The organism is Gordonia alkanivorans NBRC 16433 (genome assembly GCF_000225505.1).
GTDB lineage: Bacteria > Actinomycetota > Actinomycetes > Mycobacteriales > Mycobacteriaceae > Gordonia > Gordonia alkanivorans.
The window spans coordinates 38,094-56,765 of the sequence record NZ_BACI01000030.1 but is presented as its reverse complement, the minus strand read 5'-3'; the positions used below and the strand labels follow the sequence as shown (position 1 = coordinate 56,765).

The 18,672-nt window shown below is 65.5% G+C and carries 18 protein-coding genes and 1 pseudogene; 13 read left to right on the top strand and 6 right to left on the bottom strand.

The window, feature by feature from the left end; all coding sequences use genetic code 11:
• Positions 1 to 385: DUF6924 domain-containing protein (locus GOALK_RS04570; RefSeq protein ID WP_040004001.1), on the bottom strand; the 385-nt coding region annotated here is incomplete at its 3' end.
• A 970-nt stretch (positions 386 to 1,355) separates the two neighbouring features.
• Here GOALK_RS04570 and GOALK_RS04560 point away from each other — a divergent pair.
• Together GOALK_RS04560 and GOALK_RS04555 are read left to right on the top strand one after the other, a co-directional pair.
• Positions 1,356 to 1,799 carry a hypothetical protein gene (locus tag GOALK_RS04560; RefSeq protein WP_231380857.1) on the top strand — a complete coding sequence of 148 codons (444 nt, stop codon included), beginning with the start codon at positions 1,356 to 1,358 and terminating at the stop codon, positions 1,797 to 1,799.
• A 27-nt stretch (positions 1,800 to 1,826) separates the two neighbouring features.
• Positions 1,827 to 2,156 (top strand): hypothetical protein, encoded by a 330-nt coding sequence (locus tag GOALK_RS04555; protein WP_006438351.1) that lies wholly within the window; start codon positions 1,827 to 1,829, stop codon positions 2,154 to 2,156.
• A 38-nt stretch (positions 2,157 to 2,194) separates the two neighbouring features.
• Here the strand turns inward: GOALK_RS04555 and GOALK_RS04550 are convergent, their stop codons facing one another.
• The 3 genes from GOALK_RS04550 to GOALK_RS04540 are packed head-to-tail and all read right to left on the bottom strand — an operon-like array spanning position 2,195 to position 4,546.
• Entirely contained in the window at positions 2,195 to 2,575 is a 381-nt protein-coding gene (locus tag GOALK_RS04550; RefSeq protein WP_006438350.1) for a BlaI/MecI/CopY family transcriptional regulator, read from the bottom strand.
• A gap of 47 nt (positions 2,576 to 2,622) precedes the next feature.
• Complete coding sequence (locus GOALK_RS04545; protein ID WP_006438349.1) at positions 2,623 to 3,855, bottom strand: sensor histidine kinase; 1,233 nt, start codon at positions 3,853 to 3,855, stop codon at positions 2,623 to 2,625.
• Positions 3,845 to 4,546, bottom strand: a complete 702-nt coding sequence (locus GOALK_RS04540) for a response regulator transcription factor (protein ID WP_042375763.1) — start codon at positions 4,544 to 4,546, stop codon at positions 3,845 to 3,847. The genes GOALK_RS04545 and GOALK_RS04540 overlap by 11 nt, the downstream gene beginning before the upstream one ends.
• 282 nt (positions 4,547 to 4,828) lie before the next feature.
• Between GOALK_RS04540 and GOALK_RS04535 the strand changes: the two genes are divergently transcribed.
• The 7 genes from GOALK_RS04535 to GOALK_RS04505 all read left to right on the top strand — a co-directional run bounded on the left by GOALK_RS04535 (position 4,829) and on the right by GOALK_RS04505 (position 13,543).
• On the top strand, positions 4,829 to 5,962 hold the full coding sequence (locus tag GOALK_RS04535; RefSeq protein ID WP_035718250.1) for a PLP-dependent cysteine synthase family protein: 1,134 nt from the start codon (positions 4,829 to 4,831) through the stop codon (positions 5,960 to 5,962).
• A gap of 3 nt (positions 5,963 to 5,965) precedes the next feature.
• On the top strand, positions 5,966 to 7,234 hold the full coding sequence (locus GOALK_RS04530) for an MFS transporter (RefSeq protein ID WP_006357626.1): 1,269 nt from the start codon (positions 5,966 to 5,968) through the stop codon (positions 7,232 to 7,234).
• 103 nt (positions 7,235 to 7,337) lie between these two features.
• Positions 7,338 to 7,544: a heavy-metal-associated domain-containing protein gene (locus GOALK_RS04525; RefSeq protein WP_006438347.1), complete on the top strand. Its 207-nt coding sequence runs from the start codon at positions 7,338 to 7,340 to the stop codon at positions 7,542 to 7,544.
• 92 nt (positions 7,545 to 7,636) lie between these two features.
• Positions 7,637 to 8,587, top strand: a complete 951-nt coding sequence (locus tag GOALK_RS04520; RefSeq protein ID WP_006357624.1) for a DUF8832 domain-containing protein — start codon at positions 7,637 to 7,639, stop codon at positions 8,585 to 8,587.
• Positions 8,588 to 8,664: 77 nt separating this feature from the next.
• Complete coding sequence (locus tag GOALK_RS04515) at positions 8,665 to 11,019, top strand: heavy metal translocating P-type ATPase (protein WP_006357623.1); 2,355 nt, start codon at positions 8,665 to 8,667, stop codon at positions 11,017 to 11,019.
• A 263-nt stretch (positions 11,020 to 11,282) separates the two neighbouring features.
• Positions 11,283 to 13,217 (top strand): heavy metal translocating P-type ATPase, encoded by a 1,935-nt coding sequence (locus tag GOALK_RS04510; RefSeq protein ID WP_006357622.1) that lies wholly within the window; start codon positions 11,283 to 11,285, stop codon positions 13,215 to 13,217.
• The gene (locus tag GOALK_RS04505) at positions 13,214 to 13,543 is read left to right on the top strand and encodes a metal-sensitive transcriptional regulator (protein WP_006357621.1); all 330 of its coding nucleotides are present in this window, start codon (positions 13,214 to 13,216) and stop codon (positions 13,541 to 13,543) included. Before GOALK_RS04510 ends, GOALK_RS04505 begins: the two co-directional genes overlap by 4 nt.
• Positions 13,544 to 13,565: 22 nt before the next feature.
• On the opposite strand, the gene GOALK_RS04500 is transcribed toward GOALK_RS04505, so the two are convergent.
• The gene (locus tag GOALK_RS04500; RefSeq protein WP_006357620.1) at positions 13,566 to 14,501 is read right to left on the bottom strand and encodes a M23 family metallopeptidase; all 936 of its coding nucleotides are present in this window, start codon (positions 14,499 to 14,501) and stop codon (positions 13,566 to 13,568) included.
• A gap of 269 nt (positions 14,502 to 14,770) precedes the next feature.
• Here GOALK_RS04500 and GOALK_RS04495 point away from each other — a divergent pair, with 269 nt between their 5' ends.
• Positions 14,771 to 15,424 carry a DUF305 domain-containing protein gene (locus GOALK_RS04495; protein WP_035718242.1) on the top strand — a complete coding sequence of 218 codons (654 nt, stop codon included), beginning with the start codon at positions 14,771 to 14,773 and terminating at the stop codon, positions 15,422 to 15,424.
• 28 nt (positions 15,425 to 15,452) lie between these two features.
• Here the strand turns inward: GOALK_RS04495 and GOALK_RS04490 are convergent, their stop codons facing one another.
• Entirely contained in the window at positions 15,453 to 16,403 is a 951-nt protein-coding gene (locus GOALK_RS04490; protein ID WP_006357618.1) for a M56 family metallopeptidase, read from the bottom strand.
• A 235-nt stretch (positions 16,404 to 16,638) separates the two neighbouring features.
• Between GOALK_RS04490 and GOALK_RS04485 the strand changes: the two genes are divergently transcribed.
• The 3 genes and pseudogenes from GOALK_RS04485 to GOALK_RS24195 all read left to right on the top strand — a co-directional run.
• Positions 16,639 to 16,956: a hypothetical protein gene (locus GOALK_RS04485; protein ID WP_010844644.1), complete on the top strand. Its 318-nt coding sequence runs from the start codon at positions 16,639 to 16,641 to the stop codon at positions 16,954 to 16,956.
• 111 nt (positions 16,957 to 17,067) lie between these two features.
• On the top strand, positions 17,068 to 17,907 hold the full coding sequence (locus tag GOALK_RS04480) for a F510_1955 family glycosylhydrolase (protein WP_006357616.1): 840 nt from the start codon (positions 17,068 to 17,070) through the stop codon (positions 17,905 to 17,907).
• A 301-nt stretch (positions 17,908 to 18,208) separates the two neighbouring features.
• Positions 18,209 to 18,451 (top strand): annotated as a pseudogene (locus GOALK_RS24195) (M23 family metallopeptidase); the annotation flags it as partial.
• Positions 18,452 to 18,672 lie beyond the last annotated feature (221 nt).

The window sequence follows — 18,672 nt, the reverse complement described above, 5'->3', positions numbered from 1 at the left end:
TCCGCAAGATGCCATCGCGGTCTGCCGCGCTCCGGTAGTCGGCGAGGGAAAGGTTGGCGATGGCGAGGTTGTCTGCCACGCCAGACAGTAGCGCCGGGACTACTCGCAGGGTGTCGCCGAAGCTAGAGACTGCCAGTAGCGGATGCTCGTCAAGGGTGAACGTTTCGTCGTCGGCTATGAAGGCGTAGGTGTTGTCGCTATCGACCAAGAGCCTTTCGAGGTCATCAGCTGAGAATCCATCAAATTGAGGGTCGTCGACGACTTCGAAGTTGGTATCGCCCGACAACCTGCCGATCTCCTGAACGAGATTGGCCCATGCGTCGTCGTGCGCGTTCGATGCGACCCGAACCAAGAGATTCTGACTGTTTGACGGCAGTGTAGGCATGGTCTGCAATTTACATCTCCTCGAAGTGGCTGGCGGACCAATCGCCGCTGCACCAGCTACTCGTCCTACTTCAACACGTCCCGTTACCAGTTGTAAATCACTGGGGGAGAGTATCTTTCAAGCGCTCCTTACATAACATCGAGAGATCGCGGGGACCTGAAGTGTTGCTCGTGGCGGTGCTCGCGCATCGATGTCAAACCATCTGGGCCGGCGTCACCCTCGCTGGTCCAAAAGGTGGTGGAGAACGCCCCGGCCGGCGGCGACGGCGGAGTAGCGGCCACGCCGATCGGCCACGCCTGCTGTACTTCGTAGCGCAAACCTTCGAGCGGGTCATCCGCAGCATCTGACCAAACGAACTCGACTTCCGTCCCCGGACGCAAACCCATCGAAGCGAGTGGATCGTTCAGATCGGCTACCGCTAGGAGTCTGAGCGATTGAGCGTCGGCGTACACCCCGCCGGGAGTGTCCGGTGAGTCGAACACACCCCACCCTTTACTGAAATGCCATACCCGCACAACGCCCGTCGACGACATTGCTTAACCGTAGCCGTCACAGCTCCGCGGGGAGACGTCGCGAAAACGTTGATCGTGAGGTAGGGCGGGCTAGGAACGAAGTCAGCGCGTAGCGGGTGGCAGCGGGTTGAACGCGTCGTGAGCCATGATTCGTGGTCGAGTTCGATGTCCCAGGCTTCCAAATCGGGGGCGAGGACCAACTCATCGATGCAGGCGGCGGTCCCACCGACGAAGAAGATAGAGCTACTCCCCCTCCGTCAGCGCCCTCCAGCCCACCTAAACTACTATCTAGCATAGTTTCAAGGTTGGCTGTTGGAGGCGTGGTGATCGCAAACATTGTGGCCCAAGGGACACTCCTGGGACTGTTCGGTGCGGTCGTAGCGTGTGGTGTCGCCGCTGCCCGCCAGCCGGATCGAGGTGGGGAGGCGTGGCGGGCGCTTGTTTCGTGTGCGGTGGCCGTGAGTGCGGCCGTCGGCGTGATGGTGGTTGCTCCCCAGGGCGATTTCTCGTCGGCGATCGTGTTGGTGATGCTCTGTGTTGGGGCGCTCATGCTGTTTTCTGCTCATCTGCACGGTACGTCGTTGGCTGTAATGGTTGACCCGCTCGTGTGGATGGCCTCGGCGATGTGGGTGTTCATCGTGTTCGCCGCCACGGGCGCGCCGATCGAGATTGGCGCGGTGCCTGCTGATCCGATCGCCGAGCTGGCGTTGAGGGCGGAGCTCAATCGAACCCCGAGGTGGTCCCGCACAGGCAGTGTGATCGCGATCTTCGGTCTGGTGGCCGCGATAGTCTTCCGCCTGGCCCGGCCGGCCTCCCGCGGTGATGGCTTCGACGCCCTCGTTCCCGGCGCCCACGCCCGATTCCCACAAAATACGAAGGTGGTTAGTAGAAGTGGGGCGTGATGCGAGTGTGCGGAGGAGGTGGTGGGCATGACTGACGGTGTCGAGGTGCCGCGTACGGATCGGTTCGGCCCGCGCGGTCCTGCCCGTACGATCTCTCGTGCGGTGGGCCTTGCCGTGGTGATGTTTGAGGCGGTTGCCGCGTTCTGGCTGGTGATGCTGCTCCGAACGTCGGATCTCGTGCCATCCGACCCGTCAGGAGTCGGGCGCGGTGATCAGGTCGAGCTGCGGATGCTGACCGCGGTGGATGTGCACGACTGGGTGTCGGCGCTGAGTGCTGCGGCCTTCGCTGCGGGTGTGGCCGGTGCGCTGGCGGCGCATCTACTTCCCGCAGTCAAGGGGCGCGCGCCGGTTGAGTAGTCGGGCCGGGATTTCGACTCTTGGAACGTTTCTGTGGCTTAGGCTTTGGTGCCGCCGCCGCGGGTGTGGCGAGGTTTGCGGCTGAGGTATTCGCTGAGCACTTCCCGCTCGGCGGGTGTCACGGTCTGGGCGAAGTGCATCAGTACTGCCGCGGAGTCTCCGCTGGCGTCGAGGACCTGACGCAAGGTGCGTGAGGTGGCCTCCTCGCGGGTCTGCATGGGGAAGTACCGGTAGGCGCGGCTGACTTTTTCTCGACCGACGAACCCTTTTTTGTGCAGGTTGGTGACGACGGTGAGCACTGTGGTGTAGGCCGGTTCGCGGTCGTGGAGTTCCTCGACTAGGTCGTGCACCGACATCGCCGCACCGGCCGACCACAGCACGTCCATCACTGCGCGTTCCAGCGAACCCAGCCCAGTCATTTTCACCCACCATCTCTAGATGCGGGTCAATCTTACGACGGACTACCTCAGTTAGTAGCTCGGTCCCGTTGGAGCGCATCGGCAGCGCCGCGAGGCGGGCGGTGTTCGATGGCTGCGGAGAATTCGGTTCCAGGGGTGCTGCGGTGGATGTGACGTCGTGTTGTGGTCGGCAACGTGATGGTGAAGGTGGCTCCGTGCCCGGTTCCCAGGCTTTCGGCGAGCAAGGTGCCCCCATGGTCTTCGACGATGGAGCGGGCGATGGTGAGTCCGATACCGCTGCCGCCGGCGTCTCGGGTCCGTGAGGAGTCGGTGCGGTAGAAGCGGTCAAAGATGTGTGGAAGGTGTTGAGCGGGAATCCCGTCCCCGCAGTCGACGACGCTGATGCGCACCGCGTGTGCCGGGGCGGTGTCGGCTTTCACTACGACCCGCTGGCCCGGGGAGCTGTGTCGCAGCGCGTTAGTGAGCAGATTGAGCAGTACTTGGCTCATTCGTTCGGCATCGACATCGATGTGTACGCGCGCGGCGGTGGTGACGATGCCCAGCGTGACGCCGGCGTCGGTGAACAGCTCGGCGGCTTCTTCGTAGGTCGCGATGAGTAGTTCATTGACAGTGATCGTCGAGGGTTGCAATGGCATCTGATGCTCGTCGGCGCTGGATACGGTCGCGATGTCCTCGGCGAGGCGCTGCAACCGGGTGGTGGCGGTGCGCACGACGTCGAAGGTGTGGGAGTCGGGCGCGCGGACACCGTCCTCGAGGGCGTCGGTGATCGCGCCGATGGTGGTCAACGGGGTGCGCAGTTCGTGGGCGAGGTCTGACAGCATCCGCTTGCGGATGTCTTCCTGGGAGTTCAAACGTTGTGCCAGCTGGTTGATGGCTCGGCTGAGCTGGGTGAACTCAGTGCCGAGCTGGCGATCGGGAACACGGGTGCGGTAGTTGCCTGCGCCGATCGCCACAGCCGAGCGCGCGACGCTGGCGACTGACTGTTGTACGCGGCGAGCCAGGAACCAGCTGACGGCCGTGGCCAGGATCGTCGAGGTGACCAGGGCTGCGGTCATCGAGACGACGATGGAGAAGGTGAATGCGGCCTCGACGTGTTCGGCCTGTGCTGATCCCGGTTCGAGGCTGGACTGGCCGAGGTGATCGTGGAAGGTGTGCGGCGCGACGAACAGTGCCACGATCGCGACGCTGATGCCGCCGCCGCCGATCACGATGGCCTGGGCCAGCATCAACCGGGAGCCGAAGCTGCCCGGGATACGTGCCCGTCGTCGATCACCGTTCATGGCTGTCTCCTCGAGGTTGGCCGTCACCCATCCGGTAGCCCACGCCGCGCACGGTACGGATGAATCGACCGGCCGCGGCGCTGTCGCCGAGTTTGCGGCGCAGGCTGGCGATATGAACTTCGACAACGTGGGCATCGCCGACCCAGTTGGGTCCCCAGATTTCGGTGAGCAGTTGTTCTCGACTGAACACCACACCGGGCCGTCGGCTCAGGGCTTCCAGAACGTCGAATTCGGTGCGGGTCAGTTCCACGAGTGTGTCTTGTACCCGCACTTCACGGCCTTGTGGGTCCAGGGTCAGCTCCCCCAGTGTCCGCGGGTGTGCTGTGTCTACCGCCGAGGTCGGGCGCGGACGGCGCAGCATGGCGTCGATGCGCGCCATCAGCTCACGAGGACGAAACGGTTTGGTGAGGTAGTCGTCGGCTCCAACCGCGAGACCGATGATGGTGTCGACCTCGTCGGCGCGGGCGGTGACCATCACGATGTAGGCGTCGGTGAAGGTGCGTAACTGCCGACACACCTCGACGCCGTCGATCGAGGGCAAACCCAGATCGAGGATGACTACCGCAGGACTCACCGTGCGTGCGGCGGCGATCCCCTCTTGGCCGTCGTGGGCGATGGTGACCACAAATCCGCTGCGCTGCAGGTAGTCGGCGACAACCTCGGCGATGTCAGGCTCATCTTCGATGACCAGCGCGTGTAGCCCGTGCGGTGGTCGGGCCGCCGGCCCACGAAGGTCGTCGTCGACGATGACGCGGTCATGAGGCACGTCCCTATGGTGGCGGTGGTTTACACGACCATCCAACCCCGCGGGCATTCTTGAGCAGATCTTGATCCCGACCGCCGATCAGCCTTGAGGTTGAGTGGGCAAGGTGGCGGTGTCGCCGCGCCGAACGATATGTCCCAGTTCCCTCTCACACTGTTGATCTGCTTTCGGCCCGGCGACATCCTGTCCATCGATGCAGAGGATGCCCGTGTGACTGTCTCCTACAGCCTCACCACCAGTGATCCATTCGCCACCACCTTCCCTGCCGAGGCCACATCGCGCCGTGCTGGGCTGAGTCGTCAGCTGGTCGGCGGCACCCCGGTACTGCGGATCGAAGAACCCTTTGCCGAGCACGGGCACGGTTTCTGGGCCAAGCTGGAGGGCTTCAACCCCGGTGGCATGAAAGACCGGCCGGCGCTGCACATGGTCGAACGCGCCCGCGCCCGCGGCGAGCTGGCCCCGGGGGCGCAGATCATCGAATCAACGAGCGGCACACTGGGATTGGGGTTAGCGCTAGCGGGCATTGTGTTCGGTCATCCGGTGACCTTGGTGACCGACCCCGGACTGGAACCGATCCTGCGGCAAATGCTCGCCGCCTACGGCGCCCGGGTCGATGTCGTCAGCGAGCCCCACCCGGTCGGGGGTTGGCAACAAGCCCGCCGCGACCGTGTGCGCGCCCTGCTCGCACTCGACGAGGCTGCGTGGTGTCCCGACCAGTATTCCAACCCCGACAACGTGACCGGTTACAGCTCACTGGGTGTGGAGCTGATCGCGCAGCTGCGCCATATCGATGTCCTGGTGTGTTCGGTGGGCACCGGTGGGCACTCAGCCGGTGTGGCTCATACTCTGCGGCAGTTCAACCCTGAGCTGGAAGTCGTGGGCGTAGACACCATCGGCTCGACGATCTTCGGCCAGCCCGCACAGTCACGGATCATGCGGGGACTCGGCTCGAGCATCTACCCCCGCAACGTCGCCTACGACCAGTTCAGTGAGGTGCACTGGGTGGCGCCGGCCGAAGCAGTCTGGGCATGCCGCACCCTGGCCGCCACGCAGTACGCCACCGGCGGCTGGAGCGTGGGCGCGGTGGCCCTGGTCTCGGGCTGGCTGGCTCGCACTCGTTCGGCCGATACGCGCATCGCGGCGGTCTTCCCCGATGGCCCCGCCCGCTACTACGGAACCATCTACAACGACGAGTACTGCCAAGCTCACGACCTGATGGACGCCCCAGCGCCCACTGCCCCCCACACCATCAACGATCCGCTGACCCAGGTCGCGAGTAGCTGGACCCGGTGCCCCACCATCATCGACCCCACTCACATGCCGCACACCGAGCCCACGAGCTGACCTATGCGACGCCTCTACCGCAGTTTCCGCAGCTTCGATCGCCCCAGCCAAGTGCTGATGGTCAACCAGTTCACCATCAACCTCGGCTTCTACATGCTCATGCCCTATCTCGCCGCCTATCTCGCCGGCCCGCTGGCCCTGGCGGCATGGGCAGTGGGCCTGGTCCTGGGGATACGCAACTTCTCCCAGCAGGGCATGTTCCTGATCGGGGGAACACTCGCTGACCGCTGGGGGTACAAACCGCTCATCATCGCCGGATGCCTGATGCGGGTCATCGGATTCATCCTACTGGCCCTGGCCAGTTCGCTGCCCGCGATCCTGATCGCCTCGGCGGCAACGGGATTCGCCGGGGCGCTGTTCAACCCCGCCGTCCGCGCCTACCTGGCCGCCGACGCCGGTGAACGTCGCATCGAAGCATTCGCCGTGTTCAACGTCTTCTACCAGGCCGGCATCCTGCTCGGGCCGCTGGTCGGACTGGCGTTGACCGCTTTGGATTTTCGGCTCACCTCCCTGTGTGCGGCAGCAGTTTTCGCGGTCCTGACCCTCGTGCAGATCAAAGCGCTACCCGCAACAACACCAGCCCCAAGCAACACCTCGATCATTCAGGACTGGCGCAGCGTCGTACGTAACCGGCGATTCCTGCTCTTCGCTGTGGCGATGGCCAGCTCGTATGTGCTGTCCTTTCAGGTCTACCTCGCGCTGCCCCTGCACGCCGACCGCATAGCGGACAACCCCACCCTCGCCACCAGCATTGTCACCGCAATGTTTGTGGTGACCGGTCTGGTGGCCATCGCCGGACAGCTACGCATCACCGCATGGTTCGGCAACCGCTGGGGCAGTACCGGCAGCCTGAGCGTGGGAATGACACTGATGGCTGCAGCTTTCCTGCCCCTAGTCGCCAGCGCCGCAACGCATCAGCGCAACATCGCCCTCAACATCGCCGCACTGCTACTCACCGCAGCCCTGCTCGCCGCCGCCACCGCAGCAGTGTTCCCATTCGAAATGGACACTGTGGTGGGACTGGCCCGCGGCACGCTTGTCGCCACCCACTACGGGCTCTACAACACCATCGTCGGGATCGGGATTCTGCTCGGCAATGCCGCGACCGGGTGGCTGTTCAGCGCAGCCACCACCCGCGACATGCCCGAACTGGTGTGGATCGCTTTGGTCCTCACCGGCATAGCGGCGGCGTCCGCCCTGTTGATGTTGCACCGCCGCGGATGGCTCAGCGTCTCCGCCCCCACCGAAGCTCAACCCACCTCCACCCATTGATTACCCTAGGGGGGTAGGGTATAAAGGTGGTGTGGCGAGACGCCACAGCGACAGGCCTCCTGAGGGTCGTCGGCACCACTGCTGTACCGAAAGGGCACATCTCATGAGCACATCGACAGTGATCGTCTCCGGAATGACGTGTGGGCACTGCGCGTCGTCGGTGCGTGAAGAAGTCGGAGCACTGGCCGGCGTGACCGACGTCGAGGTCGACGTGGCCAGCGGGCAAGTCACCATCTCCAGCTCGGCCCCGATCGAGCCCGACGCGATCCGCGTCGCGGTCGAAGAGGCCGGCTACCACCTGGCGCAGTAGCCGATGAGGGGCTGAAGTGTCTGCCCACTGGCGACTTCAGCCCTTCTCCGGGCGGCGTGTGTGTCGCCACCACCGATGACAGGAATCCAGCGATGAATGTTCCAACCAAGCTCGGCGTCTTCGCTGCGGCTCTGCTGATAGTTTTCGCCGCGGCCTATGCCATCGCCGCGGGTGTCGCACCCGATCGGCCACGACCGTCGTCGGCCGAGTCCACCCATGTCGGCCACACTGCCCAACCGTCATCATCTGCGTCCCCCGGTGCCGATCAGGTTCGCGGGGTTTCGCTGGCAGCAGGCGGCTTCATCCTGGGAAATGTGGTGGCACCCCATGCGCCCGGGATGCAAGCACCGCTGAGCTTTGAGATCCTCGACGCCGCCGGGGCCGCGGTCACCGACTTCGCCACCGAGCACGACAAGCAGCTGCACCTGATCGTCGTCCGCGCGGATGGCGCCTACTTTCGACACGTGCACCCCACTCTCTCGCCCGAAGGGCGCTGGTCGCTGCCCTGGCAGTGGGCGACGGGAGGCAGCTACCGGATCTATGCCGACTTCGTGCCCGCCGCCACCGGTCAACCCCTCACCCTGACCAGCACCGTCGAAGTCAGCGGTGACTACCAGCCGGCCCCAGCCGCCGCCGAATCACGACAGTCATCCGTCGACGGGTTCGACATCGAGCTGGCCGGGCACCTGCGCGCGGGAGCCGAGTCCGAATTGACCGTCACCGTGCGGCGAGCAGGACAACCGGTCACTACCTTGCAGCCGTATCTGGGCGCTTTCGGTCACTTGGTGGCTCTGCGTCAGGGCGACCTGGCCTACCTGCATGTTCACCCTGAGGGCGCGGCACCGACCGCCGGTCAACTCGCGGGACCACAGGTCCGCTTCGCCACCACCGCCCCCACCCCGGGCCGCTATCTGCTCTACCTCGACTTCCAGGTCGACGGCGCTGTGCACACCGCCACCTTCGTTCTCGACGCCCCCACCGGCGCCCCGGCCCCGACAACCAACTCCACGGCCCCCTCGGCCGATCCGCACGCCGGACACTAACTCGCTAACCAGCGCCACCCCGGGGCCACTGCACCGAGGCACTGCGCCGAGGCGCTCACCCTTCGAGGAACTTCCCCATGACCACCTCAGCTCCGATCCACCCACCTGCGGCCACCGCCGAGCAGACAGGCACCGTCGATGTCGAACTCGCCGTGTCGGGCATGACGTGTGCCTCGTGCGCGGCACGCATCGAACGCACACTGAACAAACTCGACGGAGTGAGCGCCTCGGTGAACTACGCCACCGAAAAAGCTCACGTCAGCGCACGCGCCGGTGTCGACCCCCACCTGCTGATCGAGACCATCGAACAGGCCGGGTACCGCGCTGCGCTGCCCGCCATTCCCACAGGCGCCGACCCCGACGACGACCCTTCGGACGACGACGGGGAGCTCGTGGCCTTGCGTCACCGACTGATCGGTGCGGTGGTTCTCTCGGTACCGGTGATCGCGCTGGCAATGGTCCCGACGTTGCAGTTCACCTACTGGCAGTGGGCGTCGTTGACGTTGGCCGCGCCGGTGATCGTGTGGGCGGCCTGGCCGTTTCATCGCGCCGCGTTGCTCAACCTGCGCCACGGCGCGGCCACGATGGACACTCTGATCTCGGTCGGCACCACCGCGGCGCTGTTGTGGTCGTTGTATGCGTTGTTCTTCGGCACCGCCGGACAACCAGGCATGACCCACGGATTCACCTTGACGGTCGGCGCCTCTGACGGTGCAGGCAACATCTACCTCGAGGTCGCCGCGGGGGTCACGATGTTCGTCCTGGCCGGCCGATACTTCGAGAAGCGGTCCAAACGGCAAGCCGGTGCGGCGTTGCGGGCCTTGTTGGAGCTGGGCGCCAAAGACGTCACGGTGGTCAGGGACGGCCACCAGCATCGGATACCGATCGGCGAGCTCGCCGTCGACGACGAGTTCATTGTGCGGCCCGGCGAGAAGATCGCCAGCGACGGTGTGGTGGTGTCTGGCACCTCGGCAGTTGACGCCAGCATGGTCACCGGCGAGTCGATGCCAGTCCAGGTTGCCCCCGCCGACACCGTGACCGGCGGGACAGTCAACGCCGGCGGACACCTACGGGTGCGGGCGACCCGCGTGGGGGCAGACACCCAACTCGCGCAAATGGCCGCGATGGTCGAACGCGCCCAGACCGGCAAGGCCCACGCCCAGCGACTGGCCGACCGGATCTCAAGCGTCTTCGTGCCGGTGGTCATCACCGTCGCCATCGCAGTCCTCGGCGCGTGGATCGGCGCCGGCTATCCCCTGCAAGCGGCGTTCACCGCCGCGGTCGCTGTGCTGATCATCGCCTGCCCCTGCGCGCTGGGACTGGCCACCCCGACCGCACTGCTGGTCGGTACCGGCCGCGGAGCCCAACTCGGCATCGTGATCAAAGGCCCCGAAGTCCTCGAATCCACCCGAACCATCGACACCGTTGTCCTAGACAAAACCGGCACGGTCACCACGGGCCAGATGACACTCGTCCAGGTCACCACCTCCCCCACCACCACTCGCGCCGACGTGCTCGCCCTCGCTGGAGCGGTGGAAAACGCCTCCGAGCACCCCGTCGCGGCCGCCATTACTGCTGGTGCAGCCGCCGAAGTCGGACAGCTCGACGAGGTCGAAGACTTCCGCAGCTTCGAAGGTCGAGGCGTGCGCGGCACGGTCCAGGGACGAGTTGTCACCGTCGGGCGTCCGACGCTGCTGGCCGAACACGACATCGCCGTGGATGACCCCCACCTCAACGAGGCACAGGCCGCCGCTGAGGAAGCCGGACAGACCGCCGTACTCGTCGGCTGGAACGGCCGCGCTCATGCGGTCCTGGCGGTCGCCGATGCGATCAAACCCACCAGCGCACACGCCATCGCCCGGCTCACCGCACTGGGTATGACGCCCATCCTGCTGACCGGCGACAACCAGACCGTCGCCGACACCGTCGCCGCTGAGGTCGGGATCGACACCGTCATCGCCAACGTCTTGCCGGCCAACAAGGCCGCCGTCATCACCGATCTGCAATCCGAAGGCAAGGTTGTGGCCATGATCGGCGACGGCGTCAACGACGCCGCTGCCCTGGCCCACGCCGATCTCGGGCTGGCGATGGGCACCGGCACCGACGCCGCCATGCATGCCGCCGACATCACCCTGGTCCGCGGCGACCTCAACGCTGCCGCCGACGCGATCGCCTTGGCACGCAGCACTCTGAAAACGATCAAAATGAACCTGTTCTGGGCATTCGCCTACAACATCGCCGCGATACCGCTGGCCGCGCTGGGACTGCTCAACCCCATGCTGGCTGGCGCCGCCATGGCGTTGTCCAGCGTGTTCGTCGTCAGCAACAGCCTGCGGTTACGCGCCTTCACCAGCCCGCCCCACTCATCGACCACAACTCCATCCACCACCCCCTCGACGTATACCCCCCAGAGGTATAAGGTGACGGTATGAACGAGCACTCCTCCTCCGAGCACTCTTCCCCTGAGCACGCCGGTCACGACGCCGCCGACGAACGCCACCACGGCCAACTCGCCGCAGCGTCACACAACCACCACGATCACCATGCTGAGCGCGCCCGCGCAGACCATGATCACGCCGAACATGATCACGCTGGGCATGGCGGGCATGCGGGCCATGGTGATCACGTCGGGCAGTTCCGCCGGCTGTTCTGGATCATGGGTGCCCTGGCTGTGCCGGTCGTAGCCTTTTCACCCATGTTCGCGATGCTCATCGGCTACGACCTACCCGATAGTCAAGTGCTGCAGTGGGTCTCACCGGTGCTGGGTACGGTGATGTACTGCTGGGGTGGGCGGCCGTTCCTGGTAGGCGCCTCTGCAGAACTGCGGTCGCGCGCACCGGGAATGATGCTGTTGATCGCCTTGGCGATCACGGTGGCCTTCGTGGCGTCCTGGGGTGCGAGCATCGGTGTGTTGCACCATGAACTGGACTTCTGGTGGGAACTGGCCCTGCTCATCGTGATCATGCTGTTGGGGCATTGGATCGAGATGCGGTCGTTGGCCCAGACAACTTCGGCCCTGGACTCGCTGGCCGCGCTGCTGCCCGATGAGGCCGAACGCGTCGAGGGCGACCACATCACCACCGTTGCTCCCAGTGAGCTGCAGGTCGGAGATGTGGTGATCGTGCGCCCCGGGGCCAGCGTCCCGGCCGACGGTCGCGTCGTGGACGGCTCGGCCGAGCTCGATGAATCCATGGTCACCGGAGAATCGCGCACGGTGCGCCGCGGCATCGGCGATCAGGTGGTGGCCGGCACGGTGGCCACCGACTCGGGGCTGCGGGTCCAGATCACCGCCACCGGCGACGACACGGCGCTGGCCGGGATTCAGCGCCTGGTGGCAGACGCGCAGAACTCCACCTCCCGCGCCCAGCGGTTGGCCGATTCCGCCGCAGCGCTGCTGTTCTGGTTCGCGCTCGGCTCAGCGATCATCACCGCCATCGTGTGGACGGTCATCGGTCAACCCGACCAGGCGGTGATTCGTACCATCACCGTGCTGGTCATCGCGTGCCCTCACGCACTCGGTTTGGCTATCCCTCTGGTGGTGGCCATTGCCACAGAACGCGCCGCCCGCGGCGGCGTGCTGGTCAAAGACCGGTTGGCACTTGAGGCCATGCGCACTGTGGATGCGGTGCTGTTCGACAAGACCGGAACCCTGACCAAGGGTGAGCCCACCGTCATCGAGATCGCGGGCGCCGACGGTGTCGATGAGGACACCGTGCTCACCCTGGCAGCTAGCGCCGAAGCCGACAGCGAGCACCCGCTGGCGCGAGCAATTGTCGCAGCGGCCGGCGACCGCGCCCAGCCGGTTCCCGCGGCCACCGACTTCACCTCGTCACCGGCGGTTGGTGTGACCGCTCGCGTCGAGGGTGCCACGGTGCGGGTGGGCGGGCCCCGCATGCTCGAGGAACAGGGCCATCAGGAACTGGCCATCGCTGATCGCTGGCGCGCCGACGGCGCAATCATCTTGCATGTCACCCGCGACACTGAGCTGATCGGAGCTGTCAAACTCGCTGACGAGGTGCGTGGGGAATCCCGCCAAGCCGTCGAGGCGCTGCACGCCCGCGGGGTCGAGGTCGTGATGATCACCGGCGACGCTGAAGCGGTCGCGCACACCGTCGCTCACGACCTCGGTATCGACCGGGTGTTCGCCGGTGTACGCCCGGAAGACAAAGCCAGCAAGGTGGCTGAGTTGCAGCACGAAGGACGCAAGGTGGCGATGGTGGGCGACGGCGTCAACGACGCCCCGGCCTTGGCCCAAGCCGATGTGGGCATCGCGATCGGGGCCGGTACCGACGTCGCGATCGCCTCGGCCGGGGTCATCCTCGCCAGCGACGACCCCCGCTCGGTGCTGTCGGTCATCGAGCTGTCGGACGCCAGCTACCGAAAAATGAAGCAGAACCTGTGGTGGGCAGCGGGATACAACCTGATCTCGGTACCGCTGGCCGCTGGAATTCTTGCGCCCATCGGGTTCGTCCTGCCGATGTCGGTCGGAGCGATCCTGATGTCAGCCTCGACGGTCGTGGTCGCACTCAACGCGCAACTGCTGCGCCGACTCGACCTGCACCCAGGCGCGAGTACAGTGCGTGCACTGCAGCACAACCGACCGCGATCCACTGAGAAGGTGAGTCCATGACCACTGCCTCCGCCCCGGGAAACTCCTCCGCACCGGAACACTCCTCCCACGGTTACATCAGCGACAAGGGCAAATACCTGGCCCGGCTCAAGCGCATCGAAGGCCAATCCCGAGGTATCCACCGGATGGTCGATGAGGAGCAGTACTGCATCGACATCCTGACCCAGATCTCGGCGCTGACCAAGGCACTGGAGGGGGTGGCGCTGGGCTTGCTCGACGACCACCTCACCCACTGCGTGCTCGATGCCGCCCACTCCGGCGGCGACGAGGCACAGGAGAAGATCGCTGAAGCCTCGGCGGCCATCGCTCGCCTCGTTCGTTCCTGACCCACCACACCGCGCTGGCTCGTCACAGGCGTCGTTCGCCGACCCACTGGGGCACCACCGGCCCCGGCGCGGGGGCGTCGGCATCAGCGGCCATCGCCAGAACCACCCCACGATCGGCCAGCCACTGTGCCGGATCAACGTTGACTCCCGTCGGATCGAGAACCTCGAAATGCAGATGCGGGCCGGTCGACACCCCACGGTTGCCCACCGTGGCGATCGATTGCCCCATCCGTACTCGCGCGCCCTGCTCGAGCAGATTCTCGTCGTTGTGGCCGTAGGTGGTGATCGTGCCGTCATCGTGGCGGATCCGCATCCACAACCCGAACCCCTCAGCGGGTCCGGAGGTGATGACTTCCCCGTCAGCCACAGCGACAATCGGCGCACCCAGATCATTACCGATATCAATGCCCTGATGGCCCCGTCCGTCACCGAAGGTGGACGTGATCTCACCCGCAGTCGGCGCCACCGCGCCGCCACTACCGGGCAGCAGCGGCGTCGGCGTTCCGGGTTCCTGCGGTTGGGGGCCATGCGGCTCGTTCGGATCGTGCGGCACGATCGCGGCGATCAGGGTGGCCACCAGCCGGGCCAGCGGTAACGCGTCGATGATCCGGAACCCGTCTATCGGATCGATGCGCGAAAACGTTCCGAAGCACTGCAGCGCGGCCACACTGCCCGCATCGCCGACACTGCCCGACTGGGCCTGAGCGCCCAGGCAGGACGCCGCCTGCGTGATCGGCTCCCCCAAACTCGCCGCTGCAGCACCACCCAATGCGGCCTTCACCGAGTCCTGCACGATCGCGATCAACTCCCCGGCCACATGTCCATCGGTCGAGGCCGCCGCCGGTGCGGTGGCGATCACAGGCGCAACGCCCACACACACCGCCACCGCCACCCCCAGCGCCTTGGGGCCCCACCGCTGCCCCGCCTTGACCCGTAGCGATGTCAACACCATCTGCATGCGGTCGCACCTTCCCCACGGACGTCGTAGACCCACGCACTAGTGCCATGCGTGTACCCGCGAGATCACACCACAAGTCACTTGTGCCCCACCAGTCACACAACATCCCGCCACGAAGCGAACTAATCGGGCATTAGCGGCGTTGTTTGCGCAGTTCACAGCCCGTTTTCCCGGCACCGGACAGGCGAGTAACTACTATCGGCGTTAGTAGAATCGTTATCGAAGCGCCGCCGGGCGGTGGCGAAGTAGCACCCTTGAGGAGGAGATCGATGAGAGCCACACGAACCGGTGTCGTCGTTGCTGCCGCAGCGGCTGTTCTGACAGTGGTGGCCGCGTGTTCGGACACCTCGACTGAGGATCATTCCTCGATGTCGGGGATGGGTACCAGCGCGGCCAGTACCGAATCCTCAGCGGCGGCCACTGCCGAACACAACAGCGCGGACATCTCGTTCGCCCAGCAGATGATCCCGCACCACACCCAGGCGATCATGATGAGCGACATCCTGTTGGAGAAGGACAACATCAACCCCCAGGTCGTCAGTCTGGCCCAGCAGATCAAAGACGCTCAGCAGCCCGAGATCGAGCAGATGCAGTCGTGGCTGAAGCAATGGGGAGCCCCACTCGAGGGCCAGGGGCACAACATGGACATGGGTACCTCGATGGCACCGGGTACCTCCCCGATGCCGTCGATGATGGGCATGATGTCGCCAGAACAGATGCAGCAGCTACGCGACGCGCAAGGCGCCGAGGCGTCGCGCCTGTTCCTGACCCAGATGATCGAACACCACCGCGGCGCCATCGCCATGGCCAAGACCGAGATTCAAGACGGCCAATCGCCCGAGGCGATCGCGCTGGCACGCCAGATCGTCACTGACCAGGAAAGTGAAATCGCCAGGATGCAGCAGCTTCTCAACAACCCCTAGCGGCCCGACCCGCCCGGGTTTGCCTCGGCTACACACACATCGCGATCACCATCGCCGCGACGACACCGGATGCCGCCAGCGTGGTCGGTACCGCCACCACACCAGCCACCGCCGCGGCGGCACCCACATGATGACGCCGCGACCGGCACCGGTGACCGGAGTCCAAGCGGCTCAGCCGCGGCCCCACGGACGACGAATCGCTGATCGACAACACACCCACCGGGCCCGCCACGGGCCCCGAACGGGCCAACGTTCCCAACGCCGAGCAGACCGCCCGCGCACCCACCAGCTGGGCGGCGCGGGCATCGGCGGCTTGCTCGACCAAGCCGGCGACCTCACGGCCCGCGCGGCTGAACAACGGAATCAGCGGAAACGCACGCCCGAGAGCGCGGGCCGCCAACACCACGGTGTGATGACGTTGCCGCCGGTGCGCGCGCTCATGGGCAACGACGGCATCGAGTTCCTCACCGGACAACGCCGCCTGTAACCCAGTCGTGGCGGCGATCCCGGCATCCTTACCCGGCAGACAAAACGCCATCGGCCGCCCGTCGGCGAGCCACCACACGTCGGGATAGCGCTCACTGCGGGCGCCCACCAACCGCAACGACTGCAGATACTCCTCACGAGCACCACGCATCCGCACCGCCGATCGCACCGCGATCGTCACCGCTCGGACAATCGCTGCCCCGGTCACCACCGCCAGCACGCCACCGGAGATCGCCTCCACCCGCGGGGATGCGCCGTGTGACAACACCCGCAGACACGACACCACCTCGGACAACGAATGGATGCCGAAATGGCCGGGAACCGCCAGCGTCACAACAGCTCCCACCCACAACATCGCAAACACGACCTGCGCGGCCGGCCAGGCCACCAACACCCAACGAGCATCGATACGGCCCTGCACCCGAACCATCCATCGAGGCCACAACCAGCCCAGCACACCCGCGGCAACAACTAACACCACCGCTGCACTCATGGATGCTCACCCATCGTTCGCCTCGATCCTCGACGCCCCGCCGTCAGCTCGCTGAGACCCACACTCAACACACCTTCCCGGCGACCCACCACCTGCACCACCAGCCAGTATGCCCCAGAAGTTCGTCGGTGACGCCGCAACTCAGGCACCGACCGCGCCGCCAATTACTAGGTTTTATAGTAGTTAGTTGACGCGGGTTGACCCGGCCTGCGCGTACCAGTCCGAGGAATGCGCCGTGACCGAGAACCCGAAGGAGACGCACTCGCCCCCCGACGACCACCGTCGTCAGTATCTGCATGCCATGCGAGACGTCTACCGAGCACCCACGCCATACTCGACCCACCAGTTTTTCCACCGCGCCCACCACCTCAGCGTCACCTCGAACCGACGCCGCCACCTCGCCGCACACATCGGTCTCGTCCGCCACCTCGCTGCGATCGGCGACCTCTCCGGGGCACGTCACCACCTCGGCAACGTCCTCATCTCCCTCGTCCTCCAAAAGCATTGCGGCCAAAAGCCTTCACAGCCTTCCACCCCCATCCAGAAGTCGTGACCACGACACCCCCAGAGGGTTAGGGCGGCTCCTACCCGGTCTCGCCACCACCCCGATCACCACACCACCCACGCCCGAACTCAGTCCTACCCACACGAAAGTCCTAGCCGCTTGCCTGCCTCAAACCCGTCCAACCGCACCGCTGCGGTCGTCCTCGCAGTCATCGCCACGCTGATTGTGCTAACCGGCTGCTCCACCCGGGAACAACCCACATCCCCACCACCGTCGGCAACCTCAGCAGAGAGCGCAACACTGACCCCAGAACTCGACCACCTCCACGCCCTGCACATCCGCGCCGACGGCACTATCCTCGCCGGAACTCACACCGGCGTAATCGCCCTCACCGCAGATGGAACCACCAGCCGGGTCGGCGTCTCCGACGACGACTTCATGGGACTGGCCGGGGTAACCGGCTCTGATCGGATCTTCGCCTCCGGCCATCCCGGCCCGCGGAGCTCGGCACCCAACCCGCTGGGACTCGTCGCCAGCGAAGATGGCGGGCAGACATGGACACCGAGATCGGTGGCCGGCGACATCGACTTCCACGCGCTCGCCACCAACGGACAACTACTCGTAGGCTTCGACGGAATCAACGGCCTGCTCGTATCGACCGATGACGGGAGAAGCTGGACCCCCGGCGCGCCCCTGGCCGCAGCAGCACTCGCGATCACCGACCGCGGCGTATGGGCGACTACCCCAGATGGCCTGCAACACAGCACCGACGACGCCCAGACCTTCGCAACCGTTCCCGATGCGCCGGCCCTAGCTCTCCTGGCGGCCGCACCCGATGGCACGCTCTGGGGCATCGACACCGCCGACACCGTCTGGCGCAGCCCAGACGGCACACACTGGGAACAACGCAGCACCATCAATAGTGTCAACGCGCTGGTCGCCAGAAACGCCGAAAATGCATACGCCGCAAACGAACAATTGCTCTACACGCTCAGCTAACGGACTCGTGTGGAGCAACGAAGGAAGGAGGCGACTCAGATCCGGACGCGCTTTTGATCACGTCCACTCCACCCACTCCACGAGCAGGATCTGACAGACGGTGGCACCCGGCCGACCTGGGTGGTCACTCTCGACCACCTGACGGCACCCAGAAACGCCACGTCTTCGAAGACGTCACTGTCGTTATCGATGAGACGAGCAGCCCCGACTACCCCACGAACTTGCTGCGCGTGTCACAGCTGCGTGAGCACACCGAACCCGCGACCTCAAAGATCGCCTTGGGCGGGGACGGTTATCGAAGGCCGCCGGCTTCGGGCTGTGGATGCGAGTGCTGCAAGACGACGGCACGATCGGCGTGTATGGGCACATCAGCGAGACACTGGTGAGCGTCTGGCAGCGAGTCCTGGCCGGCGCGCAGATCGCAACGGTAGGAAACCGCGGCTACTCCACCGGCCCACACCTGCACTACAAGGTGTGGCAGCAAGATGGACCCAAACTCGATCCTGCACCGTGGTTGAGAACCCGGGGAGTCTACGTCGTCGGACGACCCGCCTTATCGGCGCGCGGGAGGTATGAGGACGAGTGGTCCCGCAGGTGTCGCGAGAGTTGTCGCACCACGGCCTCGACGTCGGCGAGCGGTGGCGAACACGCATCGGCGGGGACTACCTGTGGGGTGTCGCCACACGGCAATAATGAGGTCGACGTGACCGCTCGGCGGTCGCCCACCACGAAGACGTTTCGAACCTTCTCTCGCGCTGTGCAGCG